18 protein-coding genes are annotated in these 19811 nt (G+C 59.9%); 14 read left to right on the top strand and 4 right to left on the bottom strand.

Annotation, left to right across the window (positions count from 1 at the left end; all coding sequences use genetic code 11):
• The first annotated feature begins 133 nt into the window (after positions 1-133).
• The 8 genes from acs to ACOQOY_RS04230 all read left to right on the top strand — a co-directional run bounded on the left by acs (position 134) and on the right by ACOQOY_RS04230 (position 9553).
• Entirely contained in the window at positions 134-2098 is a 1965-nt protein-coding gene (acs, locus tag ACOQOY_RS04195; protein WP_420584232.1) for an acetate--CoA ligase, read from the top strand.
• Between the two features lie 7 nt (positions 2099-2105).
• Positions 2106-2789 (top strand): adenylate kinase, encoded by a 684-nt coding sequence (locus tag ACOQOY_RS04200; protein ID WP_420584233.1) that lies wholly within the window; start codon positions 2106-2108, stop codon positions 2787-2789.
• A gap of 186 nt (positions 2790-2975) precedes the next feature.
• Complete coding sequence (locus ACOQOY_RS04205) at positions 2976-3260, top strand: DUF4212 domain-containing protein (protein ID WP_170381418.1); 285 nt, start codon at positions 2976-2978, stop codon at positions 3258-3260.
• Positions 3261-3265: 5 nt separating this feature from the next.
• Complete coding sequence (locus tag ACOQOY_RS04210; protein WP_420584234.1) at positions 3266-5050, top strand: sodium:solute symporter family protein; 1785 nt, start codon at positions 3266-3268, stop codon at positions 5048-5050.
• Between the two features lie 109 nt (positions 5051-5159).
• Positions 5160-6983: a DUF294 nucleotidyltransferase-like domain-containing protein gene (locus ACOQOY_RS04215; protein ID WP_420584235.1), complete on the top strand. Its 1824-nt coding sequence runs from the start codon at positions 5160-5162 to the stop codon at positions 6981-6983.
• Positions 6984-7030: 47 nt separating this feature from the next.
• Positions 7031-7549 (top strand): hypothetical protein, encoded by a 519-nt coding sequence (locus ACOQOY_RS04220; RefSeq protein ID WP_420584236.1) that lies wholly within the window; start codon positions 7031-7033, stop codon positions 7547-7549.
• Between the two features lies 1 nt (position 7550).
• Positions 7551-8963, top strand: a complete 1413-nt coding sequence (locus tag ACOQOY_RS04225) for a PolC-type DNA polymerase III (protein ID WP_420584237.1) — start codon at positions 7551-7553, stop codon at positions 8961-8963.
• An 89-nt stretch (positions 8964-9052) separates the two neighbouring features.
• On the top strand, positions 9053-9553 hold the full coding sequence (locus tag ACOQOY_RS04230; protein ID WP_420584238.1) for a flavin reductase family protein: 501 nt from the start codon (positions 9053-9055) through the stop codon (positions 9551-9553).
• On the opposite strand, the gene ACOQOY_RS04235 is transcribed toward ACOQOY_RS04230, so the two are convergent.
• From ACOQOY_RS04235 to ACOQOY_RS04245, 3 genes are read right to left on the bottom strand one after another with little or no spacing between them, the layout of a single operon-like run.
• On the bottom strand, positions 9550-10029 hold the full coding sequence (locus ACOQOY_RS04235; RefSeq protein WP_420587207.1) for a DUF6505 family protein: 480 nt from the start codon (positions 10027-10029) through the stop codon (positions 9550-9552). The genes ACOQOY_RS04230 and ACOQOY_RS04235 overlap by 4 nt on opposite strands.
• Positions 10029-10721, bottom strand: coding sequence for a DUF4444 domain-containing protein (locus ACOQOY_RS04240; RefSeq protein ID WP_420584239.1), 693 nt, complete (start codon positions 10719-10721; stop codon positions 10029-10031). The genes ACOQOY_RS04235 and ACOQOY_RS04240 overlap by 1 nt, the downstream gene beginning before the upstream one ends.
• A complete protein-coding gene (locus ACOQOY_RS04245; protein ID WP_420584240.1) occupies positions 10718-11779 on the bottom strand; it encodes an Mrp/NBP35 family ATP-binding protein in 1062 nt (353 codons plus the stop codon). Before ACOQOY_RS04245 ends, ACOQOY_RS04240 begins: the two co-directional genes overlap by 4 nt.
• 109 nt (positions 11780-11888) lie before the next feature.
• On the opposite strand from ACOQOY_RS04245, the gene ACOQOY_RS04250 reads away from it, so the two are divergent.
• Complete coding sequence (locus ACOQOY_RS04250) at positions 11889-12617, top strand: hypothetical protein (protein WP_420584241.1); 729 nt, start codon at positions 11889-11891, stop codon at positions 12615-12617.
• Here the strand turns inward: ACOQOY_RS04250 and ACOQOY_RS04255 are convergent.
• The gene (locus tag ACOQOY_RS04255; protein WP_420584242.1) at positions 12611-14563 is read right to left on the bottom strand and encodes a 4Fe-4S binding protein; all 1953 of its coding nucleotides are present in this window, start codon (positions 14561-14563) and stop codon (positions 12611-12613) included. The genes ACOQOY_RS04250 and ACOQOY_RS04255 overlap by 7 nt on opposite strands.
• Before the next feature lie 242 nt (positions 14564-14805).
• Here ACOQOY_RS04255 and ACOQOY_RS04260 point away from each other — a divergent pair, with 242 nt between their 5' ends.
• From ACOQOY_RS04260 to ACOQOY_RS04280, 5 genes are all read left to right on the top strand, one after another.
• Positions 14806-15360, top strand: a complete 555-nt coding sequence (locus ACOQOY_RS04260) for a DUF3305 domain-containing protein (protein WP_420584243.1) — start codon at positions 14806-14808, stop codon at positions 15358-15360.
• Positions 15357-15929: a DUF3306 domain-containing protein gene (locus tag ACOQOY_RS04265; RefSeq protein ID WP_420584244.1), complete on the top strand. Its 573-nt coding sequence runs from the start codon at positions 15357-15359 to the stop codon at positions 15927-15929. The genes ACOQOY_RS04260 and ACOQOY_RS04265 overlap by 4 nt, the downstream gene beginning before the upstream one ends.
• A gap of 4 nt (positions 15930-15933) precedes the next feature.
• A complete protein-coding gene (locus ACOQOY_RS04270; RefSeq protein WP_420584245.1) occupies positions 15934-16545 on the top strand; it encodes a TorD/DmsD family molecular chaperone in 612 nt (203 codons plus the stop codon).
• A 61-nt stretch (positions 16546-16606) separates the two neighbouring features.
• Positions 16607-16795, top strand: a complete 189-nt coding sequence (locus ACOQOY_RS04275) for a ubiquinol-cytochrome c reductase iron-sulfur subunit N-terminal domain-containing protein (RefSeq protein WP_420584246.1) — start codon at positions 16607-16609, stop codon at positions 16793-16795.
• Positions 16796-16901: 106 nt separating this feature from the next.
• Positions 16902-19796 (top strand): formate dehydrogenase subunit alpha, encoded by a 2895-nt coding sequence (locus tag ACOQOY_RS04280; protein ID WP_420584247.1) that lies wholly within the window; start codon positions 16902-16904, stop codon positions 19794-19796.
• The last annotated feature ends 15 nt before the right edge of the window (positions 19797-19811 follow it).

Here is a 19811-nt window from a genome sequence, read left to right on the forward strand (position 1 = left end):
AGATTCTGGTAATTTATTCCATTGTTTTCAGTTCTCCTTATTATTTCACGTGGGGAGGAAACGGGTCGACATCGCCCGTTCCGCGGGCAAAATTCGGCCCAGTGAAATAAAGTCCAGAGGGAGGAGCCTCAGTATGACAACCGCTGCCCAGGCAGATGCCAAAGTCTATCCGCCGTCCGCCGAGACCGTTGCACACGCCCATGTCGATGCCGAGAAATATAGCCAGATGTATCAGGCCTCGATCGACAATCCCGTTGCGTTCTGGGGCGAGCAAGGCAAGCGGGTCGACTGGATCAAGCCTTACACTCAAGTCAAAGATGTCAGCTATGACTTCGGGTCGGTCGGTATCAATTGGTACGCTGATGGCACATTAAACGTGTCCGCCAACTGTTTGGATCGCCACCTGAAAACGCGCGGCGACCAGACTGCGATTATCTGGGAACCTGATGATCCAACCGACGCGGCGCAGCACATCACATATGCCGAGTTGCACCGTCGAACCTGCCGGATGGCGAACATTCTGGAGTCGCTGGGCGTGCGCAAGGGCGACCGCGTTGTCATCTATCTGCCGATGATCCCCGAGGCCGCCTATGCCATGTTGGCCTGTGCCCGCATCGGTGCGATCCATTCGATTGTTTTCGCTGGTTTCTCTCCGGACGCGCTGGCGGCGCGGATCAATGGCTGCGATGCAAAGGTTGTCATCACAGCCGACGAAGCCCCGCGCGGAGGTCGCAAGACGCCACTGAAGTCCAATGCAGACGCGGCCCTTCTGCACTGCAAGGACACTGTGAAATGTCTGGTGGTCAAGCGCACCGGTGGTCAGACCACGTGGATCGACGGCCGCGACTATGACTACAACGAAATGGCGCTGGAGGCCGACGACTATTGCGCCCCGGCAGAGATGAGCGCAGAAGACCCGCTGTTCATCCTCTATACCTCTGGTTCGACAGGCCAGCCCAAGGGTGTTGTGCATACGACCGGCGGCTATCTGGTATATGCCGCGATGACGCATGAGATCACCTTTGATTACCACGAAGGCGACGTGTACTGGTGTACCGCTGACGTGGGTTGGGTCACGGGCCACAGCTATATCGTTTATGGCCCGCTGGCCAATGGCGCGACCACACTGATGTTCGAAGGCGTGCCGACCTATCCCGACGCCTCGCGTTTCTGGCAGGTCTGTGAGAAGCACAAGGTCAATCAGTTCTATACCGCTCCTACCGCGATCCGCGCGCTGATGGGGCAAGGCAATGAGTTCGTCGAGAAATGCGACCTCAGCGATTTGCGCACGCTGGGAACGGTGGGTGAGCCGATCAACCCTGAGGCGTGGAACTGGTACAATGAGGTCGTTGGCAAAGGCAATTGCCCGATCGTGGACACCTGGTGGCAGACCGAAACCGGCGGCCACCTGATGACCCCCCTGCCCGGCGCGCATGCGATGAAGCCCGGCTCGGCGATGAAACCCTTCTTCGGCATTCAGCCCGTGGTTCTGGACCCGCAGTCGGGTGTTGAGATCGAAGGCAACGGTGTTGAGGGCGTTTTGTGCATCAAGGACAGCTGGCCCGGCCAGATGCGCACCGTCTGGGGCGATCATGAGCGGTTCGAGAAGACCTATTTCTCGGACTATAAAGGCTACTACTTCACCGGTGACGGCTGCCGTCGTGACGAGGATGGCGATTATTGGATCACTGGCCGAGTGGATGACGTCATCAACGTCTCTGGTCACCGCATGGGAACTGCCGAGGTGGAAAGCGCTTTGGTGGCACATGCCGCCGTCGCCGAGGCTGCCGTTGTTGGCTATCCCCATGAAATCAAGGGGCAAGGCATCTATTGCTACGTCACTCTGATGAATGATCGTGAACCGTCGGATGACCTGCTGAAAGAGCTGCGTACATGGGTACGGACTGAGATCGGCCCGATTGCGTCGCCAGATGTCATTCAGTGGGCGCCCGGCCTGCCCAAGACCCGTTCGGGCAAGATCATGCGTCGTATCCTGCGCAAGATTGCCGAGAACGACTTTGGTAGCTTGGGTGACACGTCGACCCTGGCCGACCCGTCGGTCGTCGAAGACCTGATTGAAAACCGCGCGAACAAGTGAGGATGTGATGGACGCTGCCACGACCATATCTCCTGCCGTTTTGATCCTTCTCGGCCCTCCAGGTGCCGGGAAGGGAACACAGGCGCGGATGCTTGAAGACACGTTCGGGCTGGTGCAACTCAGCACGGGCGACCTGCTGCGCGAAGCCGTTGCTGCTGGAACCGAGGCTGGGAATGCCGCCAAAGCCGTAATGGAGGCCGGTGATCTTGTCAGCGACGAGATCGTCATTGCCATCTTGCGTGACCGCATGGCCCAACCTGATTGCGCCAAAGGCGTGATCCTCGACGGTTTCCCGCGCACAACGGTTCAGGCCGAGGCGCTGGACGGTCTGCTGGCGTCGGCCGGACAAAAGATCAACGCCGCGATCAGCCTTGAAGTGGAAGACGCGGAAATGGTGACCCGCATCTCGGGCCGCTACACCTGCGCCGGGTGCGGCGAAGGCTACCACGACACGTTCAAAAAGCCGGCGAAAGACGGCGAATGTGACAAGTGCGGCCACACCGAATTCAAACGCCGCGCCGATGACAATGCGGAAACTGTCTCTTCGCGGTTGGCCGCGTATCACGCGCAGACCGCGCCGCTGATTGACTACTATCAGGCCCAAGGCGTGCTGAAAGGCATCAATGCCATGGGTCAGATCGACGACATCGCCCGCGACCTGCAAGGGGTTGTTGGCGGCGTGATGAAATAAGGGGAGGAGATAAGCCCGCCTAAAGGGCTTTGATCCTAAAGCAGAATACTTTGACGGACCCGCCCTGGCGGACCGGAGAGGTTTTGCCTGACGCATCCCCAGCGTCCGGCACAGACTAAAGCGGCCCGACGCACTGGAGGAGTTGGGCAAAGGGCCGCCCAACGAGGAAGCGAAGGAGGACACCGCATGGCGGATCAATCTACAAACTCCGCGCAGACTGCCGAGGCCGATAAGGGCTATTGGCAGGCCAACCTGCGTCTCATCTACATCAGCCTCGCGATATGGGCGCTGGTGTCATTTGGATTCGGCATTCTGCTGCGTCCGTTGCTGTCGGGGATCGCCGTTGGCGGCACCGACCTGGGCTTTTGGTTCGCTCAGCAAGGCTCAATCCTGGTCTTTCTGGTGCTGATCTTCAACTACGCCTGGCGCATGAACAAGCTGGACGCCGAACACGGCGTGGATGAGGAGTAAACCCCATGGACCAGTTTACCATCAACCTGCTGTTTGTTGGCGCGTCCTTTGCGCTATACATCGGCATTGCGATCTGGGCCCGCGCGGGCTCCACATCGGAATTCTATGCCGCCGGTCGCGGCGTTCACCCGGTCACCAACGGTATGGCGACAGCGGCGGACTGGATGTCTGCGGCCTCGTTCATCTCGATGGCGGGCCTGATTGCCTTTACCGGCTATGACAACTCGACCTTCCTGATGGGTTGGACCGGTGGCTATGTGCTGCTGGCGCTGTTGCTTGCGCCCTATCTGCGTAAGTTCGGCAAGTACACCGTCTCGGAATTCATCGGCGACCGCTTCTACAGCCAGACCGCACGTGTTGTTGCCGTGATCTGTCTGATCGTTGCGTCGGTGACCTACGTGATCGGTCAGATGACCGGTGTGGGCGTGGCCTTTGGCCGCTTCCTTGAGGTGTCGAACACATCCGGTCTGCTGATCGGTGCCTGTGTGGTGTTTGCCTACGCGGTGTTCGGTGGGATGAAGGGCGTGACCTATACTCAGGTCGCTCAGTACTGCGTGCTGATCACCGCCTACACCATCCCAGCGATCTTTATCTCGCTGCAGCTGACCGGTACGCCCGTTCCGGCGCTGGGTTTGTTCGGCGACACCGCAAGTGGTGAGCCGCTGCTGACCAAGCTGGACGCGATCGTAACCGAGCTGGGCTTTGCCGAGTATACGGCGCACCACTCGAACACGTTGAACATGGTTCTGTTCACGCTGTCGCTGATGATCGGTACTGCCGGTCTGCCGCACGTGATCATGCGCTTCTTCACCGTGCCGAAAGTGTCTGACGCCCGCTGGTCCGCTGGCTGGACACTGGTCTTCATCGCTCTGCTGTATCTGACCGCCCCTGCGGTTGGCGCAATGGCGCGTCTGAACATCACCGACATGATGTGGCCCAACGGCGGCATCGAGGGCGGCGCTGTCTCAGTCGAAGCAATCGACACAGATCCGCGGTACGACTGGATGCAGACATGGCAGAAAACCGGTCTGCTGGACTGGGAAGACAAGAACGGCGACGGCAAAATCCAGTACTACAACGATGCGAACGCAGACATGCAGGCGATTGCGGAGGAAAAAGGCTGGGTCGGAAACGAGCTGACCAAGTTCAACCGCGACATCCTGGTTCTGGCCAACCCCGAAATCGCTAACCTGCCGGGTTGGGTGATCGGTCTGGTTGCTGCTGGTGGTCTTGCGGCTGCTCTGTCGACCGCTGCGGGTCTGTTGCTGGCAATCTCGTCGGCGGTGTCCCACGACCTCGTCAAAGGCGCGATCAATCCGAATATCTCGGAAAAGGGTGAGCTTTTGGCGGCGCGGATCGCAATGGCCGTGGCCATCGTTGTCGCAACCTATCTGGGTCTGAACCCGCCCGGCTTTGCGGCGCAAACCGTGGCCTTGGCCTTCGGTCTGGCGGCTGCCTCGATCTTCCCGGCGCTGATGATGGGGATCTTCTCGACCCGCATCAACAACACCGGCGCGGTCGCGGGTATGCTGGCCGGTCTGACCGTGACCCTGGTCTACATCTTCCTGCACAAGGGCTGGCTGTTCATTCCGGGCACCAACTCGTTCACCGATGCTGACCCGCTTCTGGGTCCGATCAAGTCGACCTCGTTCGGTGCCATCGGTGCGATGATCAACTTTGCAGTCGCATATGTTGTCGCCGGTATGACCAAAGAGACTCCGCCGGAGATCGTTGAATTGGTCGAAAGCGTGCGCATTCCCCGTGGCGCGGGCGCAGCTCAGAACAAATGAGCATGATACGGCATATGATTAACTTCCATGTGCCGCATTTTTCGATCTACTGTCCCCGCCCGGCATACCACCGGGCGGGATTTTTCAACCAGAAACCAAGGAGTGTCTGATGCCCCTGTCCCATGACCAGATCATCCGGTTTCTGAGGTCCGTACATCCCTACGACGCCCTGCCTGCGGACACGCTGGACAAACTTGCCACCCAGATCGAGGTTTGGGACGTTGACGAGGGGTCATGTGTTTACGAATTGGGACACACCCTGCCCGGGATATTTGTGATCTATGAGGGTCAGGTTGAAATCACAGATGGAAACGGCGCTGTCGTGTCCCATCTGGGCCTGCGCAATTCCTTTGGTGAACGCGGCCTGCTTAAGGATGGCAAAGCTGCCACCCATGCACATGCGCATACGCCTTCTGTCCTGATGGTCTTGCCGCCCGAAGTGGTCCGCGAACTGATCGACAACCATGACGTCGTCTCCAAATTCTTCAACAGAACGCGGGGTGAACGGACTGGCCCGCAAAGCCTTGCCACCAGTTCAATCGACACGCTGATGGCCCGCGACCCGGCCACCTGTCCACCGTCTATGCCGGTGCGCAAAGCGGCACAGTTGATGCGCGACCGCCATATCTCATCGCTATGCGTCAACGAAGGCGAGACGCTGTTGGGCATTGCCACCCTCAGGGATATTTCCGGGAAATACGTGGCCGACGGAATGCCCGAGAACACGCCCGTATCCGCGATCATGACGCCTGATCCGGTAACACTCTCGCCCTCTGACATCGGCTCGGACGTTTTGCATGTCATGATGGAGCGCGGGATCGGACATATCCCGATCTCGGAGGGCGGTAGGCTGGTTGGCATCGTCACCCAAACAGATCTGACCCACTATCAGGCCGTGAACTCAGCCGAGCTGGTCCGCAGGATCGCTCACGCGAATTCCGCTGCTGAGATGGCGTTGGTCACGGCCGAGATTCCGCAGCTTCTGGTGCAATTGGTGGCGGGTGGAAATCGGCACGAAATCGTCACCCGACTGATCACAGATATCGCGGATACGGCCACCCGCCGCCTGCTGGCGCTGGCCGAGCAGAAACTCGGGCCACCCCCGGTGCGCTACTTATGGCTGGCCTGCGGATCGCAAGGGCGGCAGGAGCAGACCGGCGTGTCCGATCAGGACAATTGCCTGATGCTGGATGACAGCGTGACCGACGACGATATGGCCTACTTTCGGGACCTGGCCAAATTCGTCTCTGACGGGCTGGACACCTGCGGGTACTTCTATTGCCCCGGCGACATGATGGCGACCAACCCGCGTTGGTGTCAGCCCGTGCGCATTTGGCGCGACTATTTCAAGGGCTGGATCGCGACACCGAACCCCGAGGCGCAGATGCTTGCTTCAGTCATGTTTGACCTGCGCCCTATCGGCGGCGCGTTTGAGCTGTTCGAAGACCTGCACGCAGAAACGCTGGCCGCGGCCAATGCGAATTCGATCTTCGTCGCGCATATGATCTCAAACTCTTTGAAACACACTCCGCCGCTTGGGCTGCTGCGGGGCTTTGCCACGATCCGGTCGGGCGAACATCGCAACACATTGGATCTGAAGCATAACGGCGTGGTACCGGTGGTCGATCTCGCCCGCGTCTACGGCCTGCAAGGCCAACTGACTGAGGCGAACACCCGCGCACGCCTGAAAGCCGCCGAAGCAGCGCAGGTGCTCAGCCCCTCGGGAGCGCGAGATTTGCTGGACGCTTATGACCTGATCGCCGAAACGCGGCTGGAACATCAGGTGAGGCTGGTCAAATCAGGAGAAAACCCCGACAACTATCTTCCACCATCAACCGTGTCGGATTTTGAACGCAGCCACCTGCGCGACGCATTCGTCATAGTGAAAACGATGCAATCGGCGGTTGGACATGGCAAGGGAATGTTGGGCTAGGCCCACTCACAGACGGGCGCAAACCGCCTGAAACTCGGAGAGACGTTATGTTTCTGGAACTGATCGGAACCATCTTCGCAGGCTTCGCCTTTGCCGGTGTGGTTATGGTGGTCAACAAACTGTCAGGCGGCCGCCTGCCCCGCTGGACGGCCCCGGTTGCGGCGGGGCTGGGCATGATCGGCATGACGATCGCCAGCGAGTACTCTTGGTATGATCGCACCGTTACTACATTGCCGGAAGGGATGGAAATCGTGCAAGAGGTCGAAAGTCGGGCGCTGTATCGTCCATGGACCTATGCCGTTCCCTTTGTTGACCGGTTTGCTGCCATTGACGCCACCTCAGTCCGCACAAATGAAAACGTGCCCGAACAGCGATTGGTCGACCTGTATTTCTTTGGTCGCTGGGCCCCGCGCTCGATGGTTCCGGTGGCTGTGAATTGTGCCGATAACCTCCGCGCCAATTTGGCGGATGGGGTCGAATTTGCGGATAACGGTCGCATTGTGGGTGCAGACTGGATTAACGCCTCGGCAGATGATCCCGTAATCAAGGCAACCTGCGGAGTGTGAGATGCTGAAACGGCTAAGCCTGCGCGTTCGGATTTTTCTGTTCTTCTGCCTGCTGGCAGTGGGTGCGCTGGCCGTCAGTTCAGTGGCGCTTTGGATCAGCTATCTGCGCGTTGCCGACCCGGGTCTGGTGAATGCGTTCATAATGGCCGAGATCCTAATGGGCTTTGGCTTCATTGCCCTGATCATCGCGGTTTGGCTGTTGTTCGACGATAACGTCGCCAAGCCGATTGAACGCCTGTCGGCCCAGATGCGCGCACGCGCGCATGCAGGCGTCGGCACGGATGTCGACACTCAGGCCGCGCGCTATCTCGGCGATCTCGGCCCGGCGGCCGCCGGGTTGGCGGATCAGCTGTCCAACAAAGCCATGGGTGTGGCCGAAGCCGTTGCTGCCGAGACCGCACACCTGGCGGCTGAAAAGCAACGTCTGACGGCGCTGCTGACCGAGATACCCGTCGCCATGGTTCTGGCCAGCCCGACCCACAAGATCGTGCTGTATGACGGGCAAGCTGCCGGAGTGCTGGCGCAGATTGCGCATCCGCGGCTCAATGCGTCCTTGTTTGACTATCTGCACCCCGACGCCGTGCAACAAGCCTTTGAAAAACTGTCGAAGTCGGGCTTGGAAGTGATGTGTACCCTGAACAGTATCGACGGTGTGCAATCTTATTCCGCCCGGATGAAACCACTGGGCGACGCGCCCGGATATCTGCTGATCTTTGACGACAGTGCCTCCAACATCTCACCCGAGGCCGCGCGACCTCTGGTCTATGATTTCGACCTTCTGAACGATGCAGCCAGAGGGCAGTTTGAAACGCTCACCTTGCACGAGCTGAGCTTTGTGGTCTTTGACACCGAAACAACCGGTTTGCTGCCGCACAAGGACGAGATCGTTCAGATCGGGGCCGTCAGGGTGGTCAACGGGCGCATCGTCGATGGTGAGCGTTTCGATACGTTGGTTGATCCCGGCATGCCAATTCCGCCCGCCTCGACCAAAGTGCATAAAGTCAGCGATCACATGGTTCAGGGCGCACCGGACATTACTCAGGCCGGGCGGGCCTTTCACCAATTTGCACGGGACGCTGTGATCGTGGCCCACAACGCGCCCTTCGACATGGCCTTTCTGCGACGGCACGCGAAACGCATGAATGTGGACTGGGATCACCCCATTCTGGACACGGTTCTTCTGTCGGCGGTCCTGTTCGGAGCCAGCGACAAGCACACGCTGGATGCCCTGTGTGACCGGCTTGAGATCACCATACCCGACGACCTGCGCCATACCGCCTTAGGTGATGCGGTGGCGACAGCCGAGGCTCTGGTCAAGATGCTGCCGATGTTGCAAGCGCGGGGCATGACGACCTTTGGTGCCGTTATCGAAGCGACCCGCCAGCATGGCCGCCTGCTGGAAGATTTGAACTAAGCGTCAAATTCTTCGTACAAGATTCAGCTTTTCATGGACAATCCGCGCGAGCCATGGCACCTGATGCGCGGCCACTGCACGAGCGCGTAATGACGGAAAAGACCTTCACCCCCACCCCGGATCAAAGCACCGCCTTTCGTGAGGCTTTGGGGTGTTTTGGCACCGGCGTCACCGTTGTAACGACGAACACGGATAACGGTCCGCGTGCGATCACCGTGAATTCATTTTCGTCCGTGTCGCTGGACCCGCCACTTGTCCTGTGGTGTCTTGCCAAAGACTCGCACCGGTTCAATTCGTTCAACACCTGCCAGCATTACTCGATACACGTGATGGCAGAGGAACAGCAAGAGCAGGCGCTGAAGTTCGCCCGCAACGGGTTGGATTTCTCACATGCAGATTGGGATGCAGATCATCGCGGTCGCCCGCTACTGACCGAGTGTCTCGCCCGTTTCGACTGTCAGCTGCACGCCAAGCATGAAGCCGGGGATCATCTGATCATTGTCGGAGAGGTCGAACAGGTGATGTATCGCACCGGCAAGGGCCTGATCTTCAAACGCGGTCAATTCGGCGGTTTCGCGGACCTGCTTTAATCGTCCAACGAGCCGTGAACTGCCAGCGCTTCCAGTTGCGTTTCCTGCGGGGTTATGATGCGGAACGCCTCATGTACGCCGGTCTCGGACAATTCACGAGCCACTGTCAGCAATGTATTCGGGGCGTGTTCTTCGCACAAATCCGCCATATGCTGAATTTCGGCCTGCGCAACGCCCAACGCAGCCTCAACTGACGGCGCGCCGTAAATCTGCACAAAGTGCGCGGCAAGGTTCTCGGCGATCTGGTCCAGCTCGGCCTGTTCGACCTGCGTCACTGCAACGAAAGTCACACGGCCAAAAGTCTCGACCCCAAGCCAGCCATTTGAGAACGCCTGCCTGGCCTTACCTTCCAGATCAGCTTGCCCCCAATTTGAGAACTCAAACCCGCCCGAGATGCACCATTCTCCGGTCCGGGCCGGTGAGTGGAACACGTTCATGTCGCTTTCGTCGAAATGGATCGCGCGGGCCAGTTTCATCATCCGTTCTCCAACAATTCCGTCAGGGGGCGCAGGTGCGTGTCCGAGCCGTCGCGGATCAGCATCCCGAACCTCTCATCCGCACCTAGAAACACGCCTGTGCCAAGGGGTTCTCCGACTCCGCGCAGCAGTCCCATCCACTCGGCATGCAAGGGGGCGTTGCCGTCCTCTTGCCAGCGGTTAAGCCAGGTCAGCATGTGACGCGACCAGCTTTCGACAAGTTGCACCGCCGAGACTTCGGCGCACCCCTCATCATAAAGCGCAGTGACATCGGGCGTTTTCCCCGGGTCGCCCTCGGTTTGCAGCAACGCTAGTTCCCAGCCGACGACCAGCCAGTCGGGTTCGGCCTCGGGGATTGCGGTCGCGGACGCGGTGTGAAACATCCCGCATTTCGCGCCGTTGACGCAGATCAGACCGTCCCAACCCAAATGCACCGCGACCTCTGGCGGGGCCAGAGCGCCCAGCGCATTCTGGAATCCGACAGCGCATAGGGGCAGCATCGCCATGGCGTCCTGTAACGGAACCTCGGGCGCAAAGACGATGGCCACGCGCAGGCGGTCGGCCTGAATGTTGTAAACCACCGTGCCCGCGTCACAGCCCAGGGCGGCCATAGCCTGCGCCCGCTCAAACGGGTCTTCCCCACCCTGCACCGGGTGGCCCGTCAACAAGGGGGGAAAGATCGGCTCGGTCATGCGTTGCCCTTAGCGATCAGGTCGCGGGCGATCTTGCGGAACGCCTCGGCCTGCGTGCTTTCAGGTTTGCTGACCACGATGGGTGCGCCGCCGTCAGCTGCCATGCGGATGTCCAGATGCAGCGGGATTTCCCCCAGCAACGGCACGCCCAGTGCTTCAGCCTCGGACGCGACCCCGCCATGGCCGAAGATATGTTCCTCGTGCCCGCAGTTCGAGCAGATGTGGGTCGACATATTTTCGATCATCCCGAAGATCGGCGTCTTGAGCTGGTTGAACATGTCGATCCCCTTGCGGGCGTCGATCAAGGCTACGTCCTGCGGGGTCGAGACGACAATGGCCCCATCCACCTGGAACTTCTGGCTCAGCGTCAGCTGCACGTCGCCGGTGCCAGGCGGCAGGTCGACGATCAGCACGTCCAGCGCGCCCCATTGCACCTGATTCATCATCTGTTGCAGCGCGCCCATCAGCATCGGACCACGCCAGACAACCGCCTGCCCTTCATTGGTCATCAGACCCATCGACATCATGGTAACGCCGTGGTTGCGCAACGGCAGGATGGTTTTGCCATCCGGGCTGGCCGGACGGCCTGAGACACCCAGCATCCGGGGCTGAGACGGGCCGTAGACATCAGCGTCCAGCAGACCCACGCGACGGCCCTCAGCGGCCAGCGCACAGGCGAGGTTGGCGGACACTGTGGACTTACCGACACCGCCTTTACCCGAGGCCACCGCAATGATCCGATCCACACCCGCCACCGGCTGCGGCCCGGTTTGCGAGGGCTTCGGTTTGGGCTTGAGATCCGGCGGTGCCTTGTCGGAATGCGCCGTCAACATGGCCGAGACCTTATCAACGCCCTCGACCATCTGCGCGGCCTGTTCGGCAGCGGCACGCACAGGCTCCATCTTTTCGGCCTGCTTGGGGTCAATCTCCATCACGAAACGCACGGTGTCGCCTTCAACATTCAGCGCACGAACAACGCCCGCGCTGACGATATCCTGACCGGATACAGGGTCGGTGATCTTTTTCAGGTTCGCTAGAACCGCGTCACGAACACTCATGCCATTACCCCAGTTATCTGCCCAACCATGTGGTTGATATTCATTGCATGTGTCTCCGTCTCATTCTGTTTATTTGACGCATTTGGGGCCGGGCCGTTAGGCTGCTGCCATGCGCGTTGTCCTTTTGTGCCTGAGCCTGACGCTCTCTGCCAGCCCCTCTTGGTCGCAAGAGGCCTTGGGACTTGCTGCCCCGGCCGAGGTGAAAGACTCTGGTCTGTTGCAACATATTCTTCCACGCTTCTCGCTCAAGACCGGTATCCGCGTTATTGCTGACGATGCGGGTGTTTTAGTGCTGCAAACTGCGCCACCCGGTGATCCGGTCTTTGCCCGCGACGGTGTGATCTATCACTTGCGGATCGAAGACGACGCCAAACACGAGCGGTTCCGCGATTGGCTTCTGTCCGATATCGGCAAGAACACGGTCGAGAGCTTTACCCCGGATGATGGCGCGCCCTTCTCGGCCGATTTCGAAATCGCCGCCACACAAGAGGAAACGGTGATCGACGGAGACGCCGCGCGGGGCGAAGAACTGTCGATGACCCATTGCGGACGCTGCCATGTCATCGGGCCAAAAAACCGGATGAACGGGCTGGGCTCGACCCCGTCTTTCGCGGTGCTGCGCGCCATGCCGGACTGGTCGGAACGGTTCCAGGCGTTCTTTGCGCTGAACCCTCACCCCGCCTTCACACAGATCGACGGGCTGACTTTGCCGTTCGACCCCGAACGCCCCTCGCCCATTCACCCGGTCGAGATGACTTTGGATGAACTGGATGCGATTCTGGCCTTTGTCTCGGTCATGAAAGCCGCCGATCTGGGCGCGCCATTACAGCTTCAGTGATCCTTTCTTTGTGAGAAGTAATCCTCGGTCGTGACGACCTTGGGTTTCGGTTTCGACTGGAACGGATTGTCCGTCTGCTGGAACTGCGCGTTCACGCGGCAGTTGTCGCACATCTGGATCATCCGCGCTTTGTTCGAGGTGGCGAACATCGGATGTGCACCGGCGAGTTTCTCCATGATCCGTTCGACGGTGGATTTCACCCCGAACAAGGCCCCGCATTCGACGCAGGCAAATGGCTCTTCCTCATTCAGCACCTGCTGAGACAAGGCCGCGTCGCTGAGGTCTAGTTGCGGGACCAGAGCAATCGCGTCCTCAGGGCAAATGCCCTTGCACAGTCCGCATTGCAGACAGGCATCCTGCTGGAAGTTCAGTTGTGGTTTGTCTGGGTTGTCGATCAACGCACCGGACGGGCACAGCGACACGCAGCTAAGGCACAAAGTGCAGGCGTCCGTATCCACTGCGATGGCCCCATAAGGCGCGTTCTCGGGCAGCGGCAGAGGTGCCTCGGCCTGCGGGTTCAGCGCTTGTGCTGAAAGCCGCGCGATCTGCCTTCGATTGCCCAACGGCAAAACCGGGTCGGCCAGAGGCGTCGGAACGTCCTGCGCATAAAGCAGATCGACCATCGCATCCGGGTCCGCCTCATCAATCAACCCCACTCCGTCCGGTCCGGCGATGGCCTGCGCCAGTTCCAGTTCTCGGTCCAGCGCGTCGCGTTCGGTCGTTGGGGCCAGCAGGACATCGACCTTTGCAAAGCCATGGGCCAGAGCAGCCAGCATCTCAGCATGCCCAAAGCCCGAGATCACGTTCAGCTTTAACGGGATGACGTCCGCTGGCAGGCCACGCCCAAATCTGGCGGCCAGCCGGATCATCTCGGCCCCATAGGCGTCGTGGACCAGCAGCCGAGGTGCCTGCCCCCCTGCGCGTCTGTACGTACGGGCGAGAATGTGCATGCGCGACAACAGGGCTGAGACCGGCGGATCTTCGTAGGTAATCGCGGTCGACGGACAGACCGCTGCGCATGCGCCGCACCCGGCGCAAACCATCGGATCGATGGCGACATACTCGCCTGCCGACGTGATCGCGCCTGTCGGGCAGATATCCAGACAGTTGGTACATGCCACCTGTTCTGCACGGGAGTGGGCGCAGAGCGTCTCCTCCATCCGCACATAAAGCGGCTTTTCAAAGGTTCCGACCAATTGCGCCGCTTCAAAAGCCAGACGCTCCACTGCGATTGAATCTTTGGGATCGGCGCGCAAATACCCCTCGCGCTTGGCAGGGGCTTGTACGAAAGGGGTACCTCCGGTCAGGTCCATGACAATATCACAGGTAGATTTTGCACCATCGCGGGGTTCGGTCCATGCAAATGCCCCGCGGCCACCCGGCTCAAGCTGCTGCAAACCGTTAAATTGCAGAGAAAAGCCGCCCAACGCGCCGTTCAGCGACCGAAGCTGTCCCCGTATCACGTCATAGGCTCGCGTCATCGGTTGGACATCATCGGTCACCAACACGGTGACGGCCAGCACGCCGGACAATTTTTCGGCCAGATCAAAGGCAACGTCTCCGGGGCCGACAACGAAGCACGTACCTTCACTATAGACATCTACGCTGGGCGTAATGGGTTGCGGCAGCAGCGCCTCGGCTGCCAGTGCCGCCATCTTGGGGGTCGCATCACCGCCCTGTTCAGACCACCCGGCCCGGTCGCGCAAATCTACAAAACCTGGGGCGTCGATCCCGAGCTCTTCCGCAAGGGCCCGGAAAACGTCTTGTTCCTGCCCACAGGCGATAACCATGTCTCCGCCCTGCATCAGCGACGCCGCGGTTTCCAGTTCGGTCGTGCAGAGTGCCGTGTGAACCTTGGAACACGCAGCCCCGCAGGCGGACGCAATATCATCAGCGTTCAGGCTCTGGGTGCCCGCGCAATCGCATAGCAAAAGTTTTGTGCTCATGTTCTCCCCTTCGTGACCATCACAGTAGGGTGTAAGCGCCACGTGGCAATGCCCCCCCCGAGGCCACGGCTCAATAAGTTCGGGGTGGCATTCACCTGTCAAGCGATATATAACCAATACCGCAACCAATCAACAATTGGTGATATTTCCAAAAGTGGGACGGAAGAGGCTTGGCACATCGCCGGTATGTGTACCATAGTAGACGAGGGGAAGGCAGGGGAGAGCCTTCCGGGGAGGATTCAGTGGCCAAGGCCGCAAGTCAAACTGAAATGCCAGTTGGCGTCGTCGTGCGCAAAACACCCGGTGTAACCCGCTGGGCCAAGTGGAACTGGCGCGCGGTTGCTGTGTTACCCGGTGCGGGGCCTGCTGACTGGCAGGAGTTGCGCCGCGAGGGTGAAGCCGTGGAATACCACGCAGCCACCCTGCCCCTGACCCTTTGGGCGGATGAGACCGAAGCCTACATGGTCAACCTTTCGGACGGTCAGCCTTCGATTTACCTGGTCCTGCGCGATGCTTTGGATGGTGAACGCCCGATGGACGCGGTGCTGGTCACAGCGTCTCCGTTCGAAGGTCAGGATTACGCGGACACCGGTGAAGAGATCGTTGAAAAGATTCCGATGACCGAAGGGCTGATCGCCTGGGTTCGGGATTTCACACTGGAACATCACCGTGATGAAGTCTTCGTCAAGCGCCGCCGCGACAAGAAGCGGACCGATCTTGTCGAGGACGGCAAGGGTGACGCGCGTATTCGTCAGGACTCGGACGTTTACCGTGCCCCCCGGAGGATCGTGCAATGAACCAGCCGCGCGATTTCTGGTCCCGCCGCAAGGCTGCCGTTCAGGCCGAGGCCGAGGCTGAAATCGTCGCCGCTGAAGAACAGATCATCGCGGCGCAGCAGGCTGAGCTGGAAGAGAAAAGCGACGCCGAGATACTGGCCGAGTTCAACCTGCCCGACCCGGATCAGTTGCAGGCCGGGGATGACGTCTCAGGCTTCATGGCCAAAGCAGTGCCCGACCGACTGCGCCGCCGCGCTCTGCGTCGGTTATGGCGGCTCAACCCGATTCTGGCCAATGTCGACGGGCTGGTCGACTACGGCGAGGACTATACCGACGCCGCTTGCGTGATCGAGAACCTCCAGACTGCTTATCAGGTCGGCAAAGGGATGTTGGCTCATGTCGAAGCTCTGGCCGCCGAAGTCGACGAAGAAGCGCCGGAGGACGAACTTGAAACCCCGGACACCGAGCTAGAGTCTGAACCAAAGGAAGCCCCGGCCCCCGAGCCGGTTTTGGTTACCGCAGTGGAAGAGGTGGAAGAGGGCGACCTACCCCCTGCCCCGCGCCGCATGAAATTTGAATTCGAAGGATAACCGCATGACCGCAGACAACGCGCAATCCATAGAGATCTCATCCGAGGATCGCCTGCGCGCGGATTTCTACAACTTTCTGGGTCTGCTGCTGGCTGGCCCGCCGGATCAGTTGCTGTTGGACCAGATGGCAGGCTTGACGGGCGATGAGACCGATCTGGGTCAGGCCATTCAGGCGATGGCGCGCGTGGCCAAAGTGACCAAACCCGCCGCCGCCGAACGCGAGTTCAACGCGTTGTTCATCGGTCTGGGCCGCGGAGAGCTTCTGCCCTATGCCAGCTTCTACCTGACCGGTTTCCTGAACGAAAAACCTCTGGCGCAATTGCGCAACGACATGGCCGTGCGTGGCATCACGCGGGCCCAGAACGTGTTCGAACCCGAAGACAACATCGCCTCATTGATGGAAATGATGGCGGGTATGATCGTTGGCCGCTTTGGCTCACCCGCCACTTTGGAAGACCAAAAGGCGTTCTGGAACAAACATATCGGCCCCTGGGCCGCGCACTTCTATTCGGATTTGGAAGCAGCCGAGAACTCGGTTCTTTATGCCTCGGTCGGCACTGCCGGTCGGGTGTTCATGGAGATCGAGCGCGAAGCGTTCCGAATGACGACAGCGTGACCCGCTGTCATTCGCCAACGCCCGCACGGGCGTTACACTGCAATTGGGAAAGGAGGATCCCATGAGCAAGACCAAGGAAGAAGGAGCCACGCGCCGTGACTTCCTCAAACTGGCCGGAACCGCAGCGCCCGCTGCTGTCGCCGCCGCCAGCCTGACCGGACAGGCCGAAGCAGCCGAGCTGCCCACGGACGAAACCCGGATGCAGGACACCGCGCACACCCGCGCATACTTCGAAAGCACCCGGTTCTAGGATCGGACGTTTTCACCACCCGACTGACGGTTGCGATTGGCCCTGACGTCGGACGTAGCAGTACCAAGCCAGCCGTGGCTGACACGGCGCGCAAGGGAGGAAAACAATGCTTAGGAAAAAGACCAACGGGGTTGCGAGACGCCCCCAGCGGACAAGTATCCTGTCCCAGGTCGGCGAGAAAACCGTCGATCGCCGCGCATTTCTGCGTGGCTCGGGCCTGACGATCGGCGGCCTTGCCGCGATCAGCGCCACGGGTGGAACCGTGACACAAGCCAGCGCCCAAACAGCGGCGAACACTGCCGTTGAGAATATCAAATCCGTATGCACGCATTGCTCGGTCGGCTGTACGGTCGTTGCCGAAGTTCAGAACGGCGTCTGGGTCGGGCAGGAACCCGGCTGGGACAGCCCGTTCAACTTAGGTGCACACTGCGCCAAGGGGGCCTCGGTCCGCGAGCACGCCCATGGCGAACGCCGCCTGAAATATCCGATGAAAAAGGAAGGCGGCGAGTGGAAGCGCATCAGCTGGGAACAGGCGATCGACGAGATCGGCGACGGCATGATGAACATCCGCCAAGAATCCGGGCCGGACAGCGTGTACTGGCTGGGCTCGGCCAAACACAACAATGAACAGGCCTATCTGTTCCGCAAGTTCGCCGCCTACTGGGGCACGAACAACGTGGACCATCAGGCCCGTATCTGCCACTCGACCACGGTTGCGGGCGTTGCGAATACATGGGGCTACGGCGCCATGACCAATTCGTACAACGACATCCACAATTCCCGGGCCATCTTCATCATCGGCGGCAACCCGGCCGAGGCGCACCCCGTCTCGCTGCTGCATGTTCTGCGCGCGAAAGAGCAGAACAACGCCCCGCTGATCGTCTGCGACCCGCGCTTTACGCGCACCGCAGCGCATGCGGATGAATATGTGCGGTTCCGTCCCGGCACAGACGTTGCGCTGATCTGGGGTATCCTGTGGCACATCTTCGATAACGGTTGGGAGGACAAAGAGTTCATCCGCACCCGTGTCTGGGGGATGGACCAGATTCAGGAAGAAGTCGCCAACTGGACCCCGGATGAGGTCGAGCGTGTAACCGGCGTTCCCGGCTCGCAACTCAAGCGCGTTGCCCGGACGATGGTGAACAACCGCCCCGGCACCGTGATCTGGTGCATGGGTGGAACCCAGCACACCAACGGTAACAACAACACCCGCGCCTACTGCGTGCTCCAGCTTGCTCTGGGCAACATGGGTACTTCGGGTGGTGGCACCAACATCTTCCGCGGCCACGACAACGTGCAGGGCGCGACGGACCTTGGTGTTCTGTCCCACACCCTGCCCGGCTATTACGGCCTGTCGAACGGTGCTTGGGGTCATTGGAGCCGTGTCTGGGGTGAAGATCTGGATTGGCTGAAAGGTCAGTTCGCCACGATCAAAGACAAGGAAGGCAAGGACAAGCCGCTGATGAATGAACGCGGCATCCCGGTCTCTCGCTGGATCGACGGCGTTCTGGAAGATCCGGCCAACATGGATCAGGACAACGCTGTCCGCGCCATGGTTCTGTGGGGCCACGCGCCCAACTCTCAGACCCGTGGGCCGGAAATGAAGACGGCGATGGAGAAGCTGGACATGCTGGTCGTGATCGACCCGTATCCCACCGTCTCGGCCGTTCTGCATGACCGTACTGATGGCGTTTACCTGTTGCCTGCTTGTACGCAGTTCGAAACGCGTGGCTCGGTCACGGCCTCGAACCGGTCGCTACAATGGCGCGACAAGGTGGTTGATCCGCTGTTCGAAAGCCTGCCGGATGAGGTCATCATGGCCAAGTTCGCCAACAAGTTCGGCTGGGCGGATCGTCTGTTCCGCAATATCGAGATGGAAGACCCGGAAACTCCCAATGTTGAAAGCATCACGCGTGAGTTCAACTCGGGCCTCTGGACCATCGGATATACCGGTCAATCGCCGGAACGTCTGAAAAGCCATATGGCCAACCAGCACACGTTCGACAGAACCACGCTGCAAGCCATTGGTGGACCAAACGACGGCGAGTATTACGGTCTGCCATGGCCCTGCTGGGGCACGGCTGAGATGGGTCATACGGGGACACCGAACCTTTATGACATGTCCAAACCGGTGGCCGAAGGTGGCCTGACCTTCCGCGCGCGCTTTGGCGTGGAACGGGACGGCGACAACCTGCTGGCCGAAGGGGTCTATAGCGTTGGATCGGAAATTCAGGATGGCTATCCCGAATTCACGATGCAAATGCTGATGGACCTTGGCTGGGACGGCGATCTGACGGCTGAGGAACGTGCAGCCATCGACGCGGTTGCGGGGCCAGAGACCAACTGGAAGACCGACCTGTCCGGCGGTATCCAGCGGGTCGCGATCAAACATGGCTGCGCGCCCTTCGGGAACGCCAAAGCCCGTGCGGTTGTCTGGACCTTCCCGGATCCGATCCCGCTGCATCGCGAGCCGCTCTATACGAACCGGCGCGATCTGGTGGAGGACTATCCAACCTACGAAGACCGTCAGGCCTATCGCCTGCCTACCCTTTATGCTTCGATCCAAAAGAACGACTTTTCCAAGGATTACCCGATAATCCTGACGTCTGGTCGTCTGGTTGAATATGAAGGCGGCGGCGAGGAAAGCCGGTCGAACCCGTGGCTGGCCGAGCTGCAACAGGACATGTTCGTCGAGATCAACCCCCGCGATGCCAACAACCTTGGTATCCGTGACGGGGCGCAGGTCTGGGTCGAAGGTCCGGAAGGCGGCAAGGTCAAGGTTATGGCGATGCTGACCAACAGGGTCGGTGCCGGTGTGGCCTTTATGCCATTCCACTTTGGTGGCCATTTCCAGGGTCAGGACCTGCGGGAAAAATACCCCGCCGGTGCCGATCCCTATGTGCTGGGTGAAAGTTCCAACACCGCCCAGACCTATGGCTACGATTCAGTGACCCAGATGCAAGAGACCAAAGCGACTCTCTGCAAAATCTGGGCAGCGTAAGGAGGAGAAGAGAAA

Source organism: Ruegeria sp. (assembly GCF_965221235.1).
Taxonomy (GTDB): Bacteria; Pseudomonadota; Alphaproteobacteria; order Rhodobacterales; family Rhodobacteraceae; genus Ruegeria.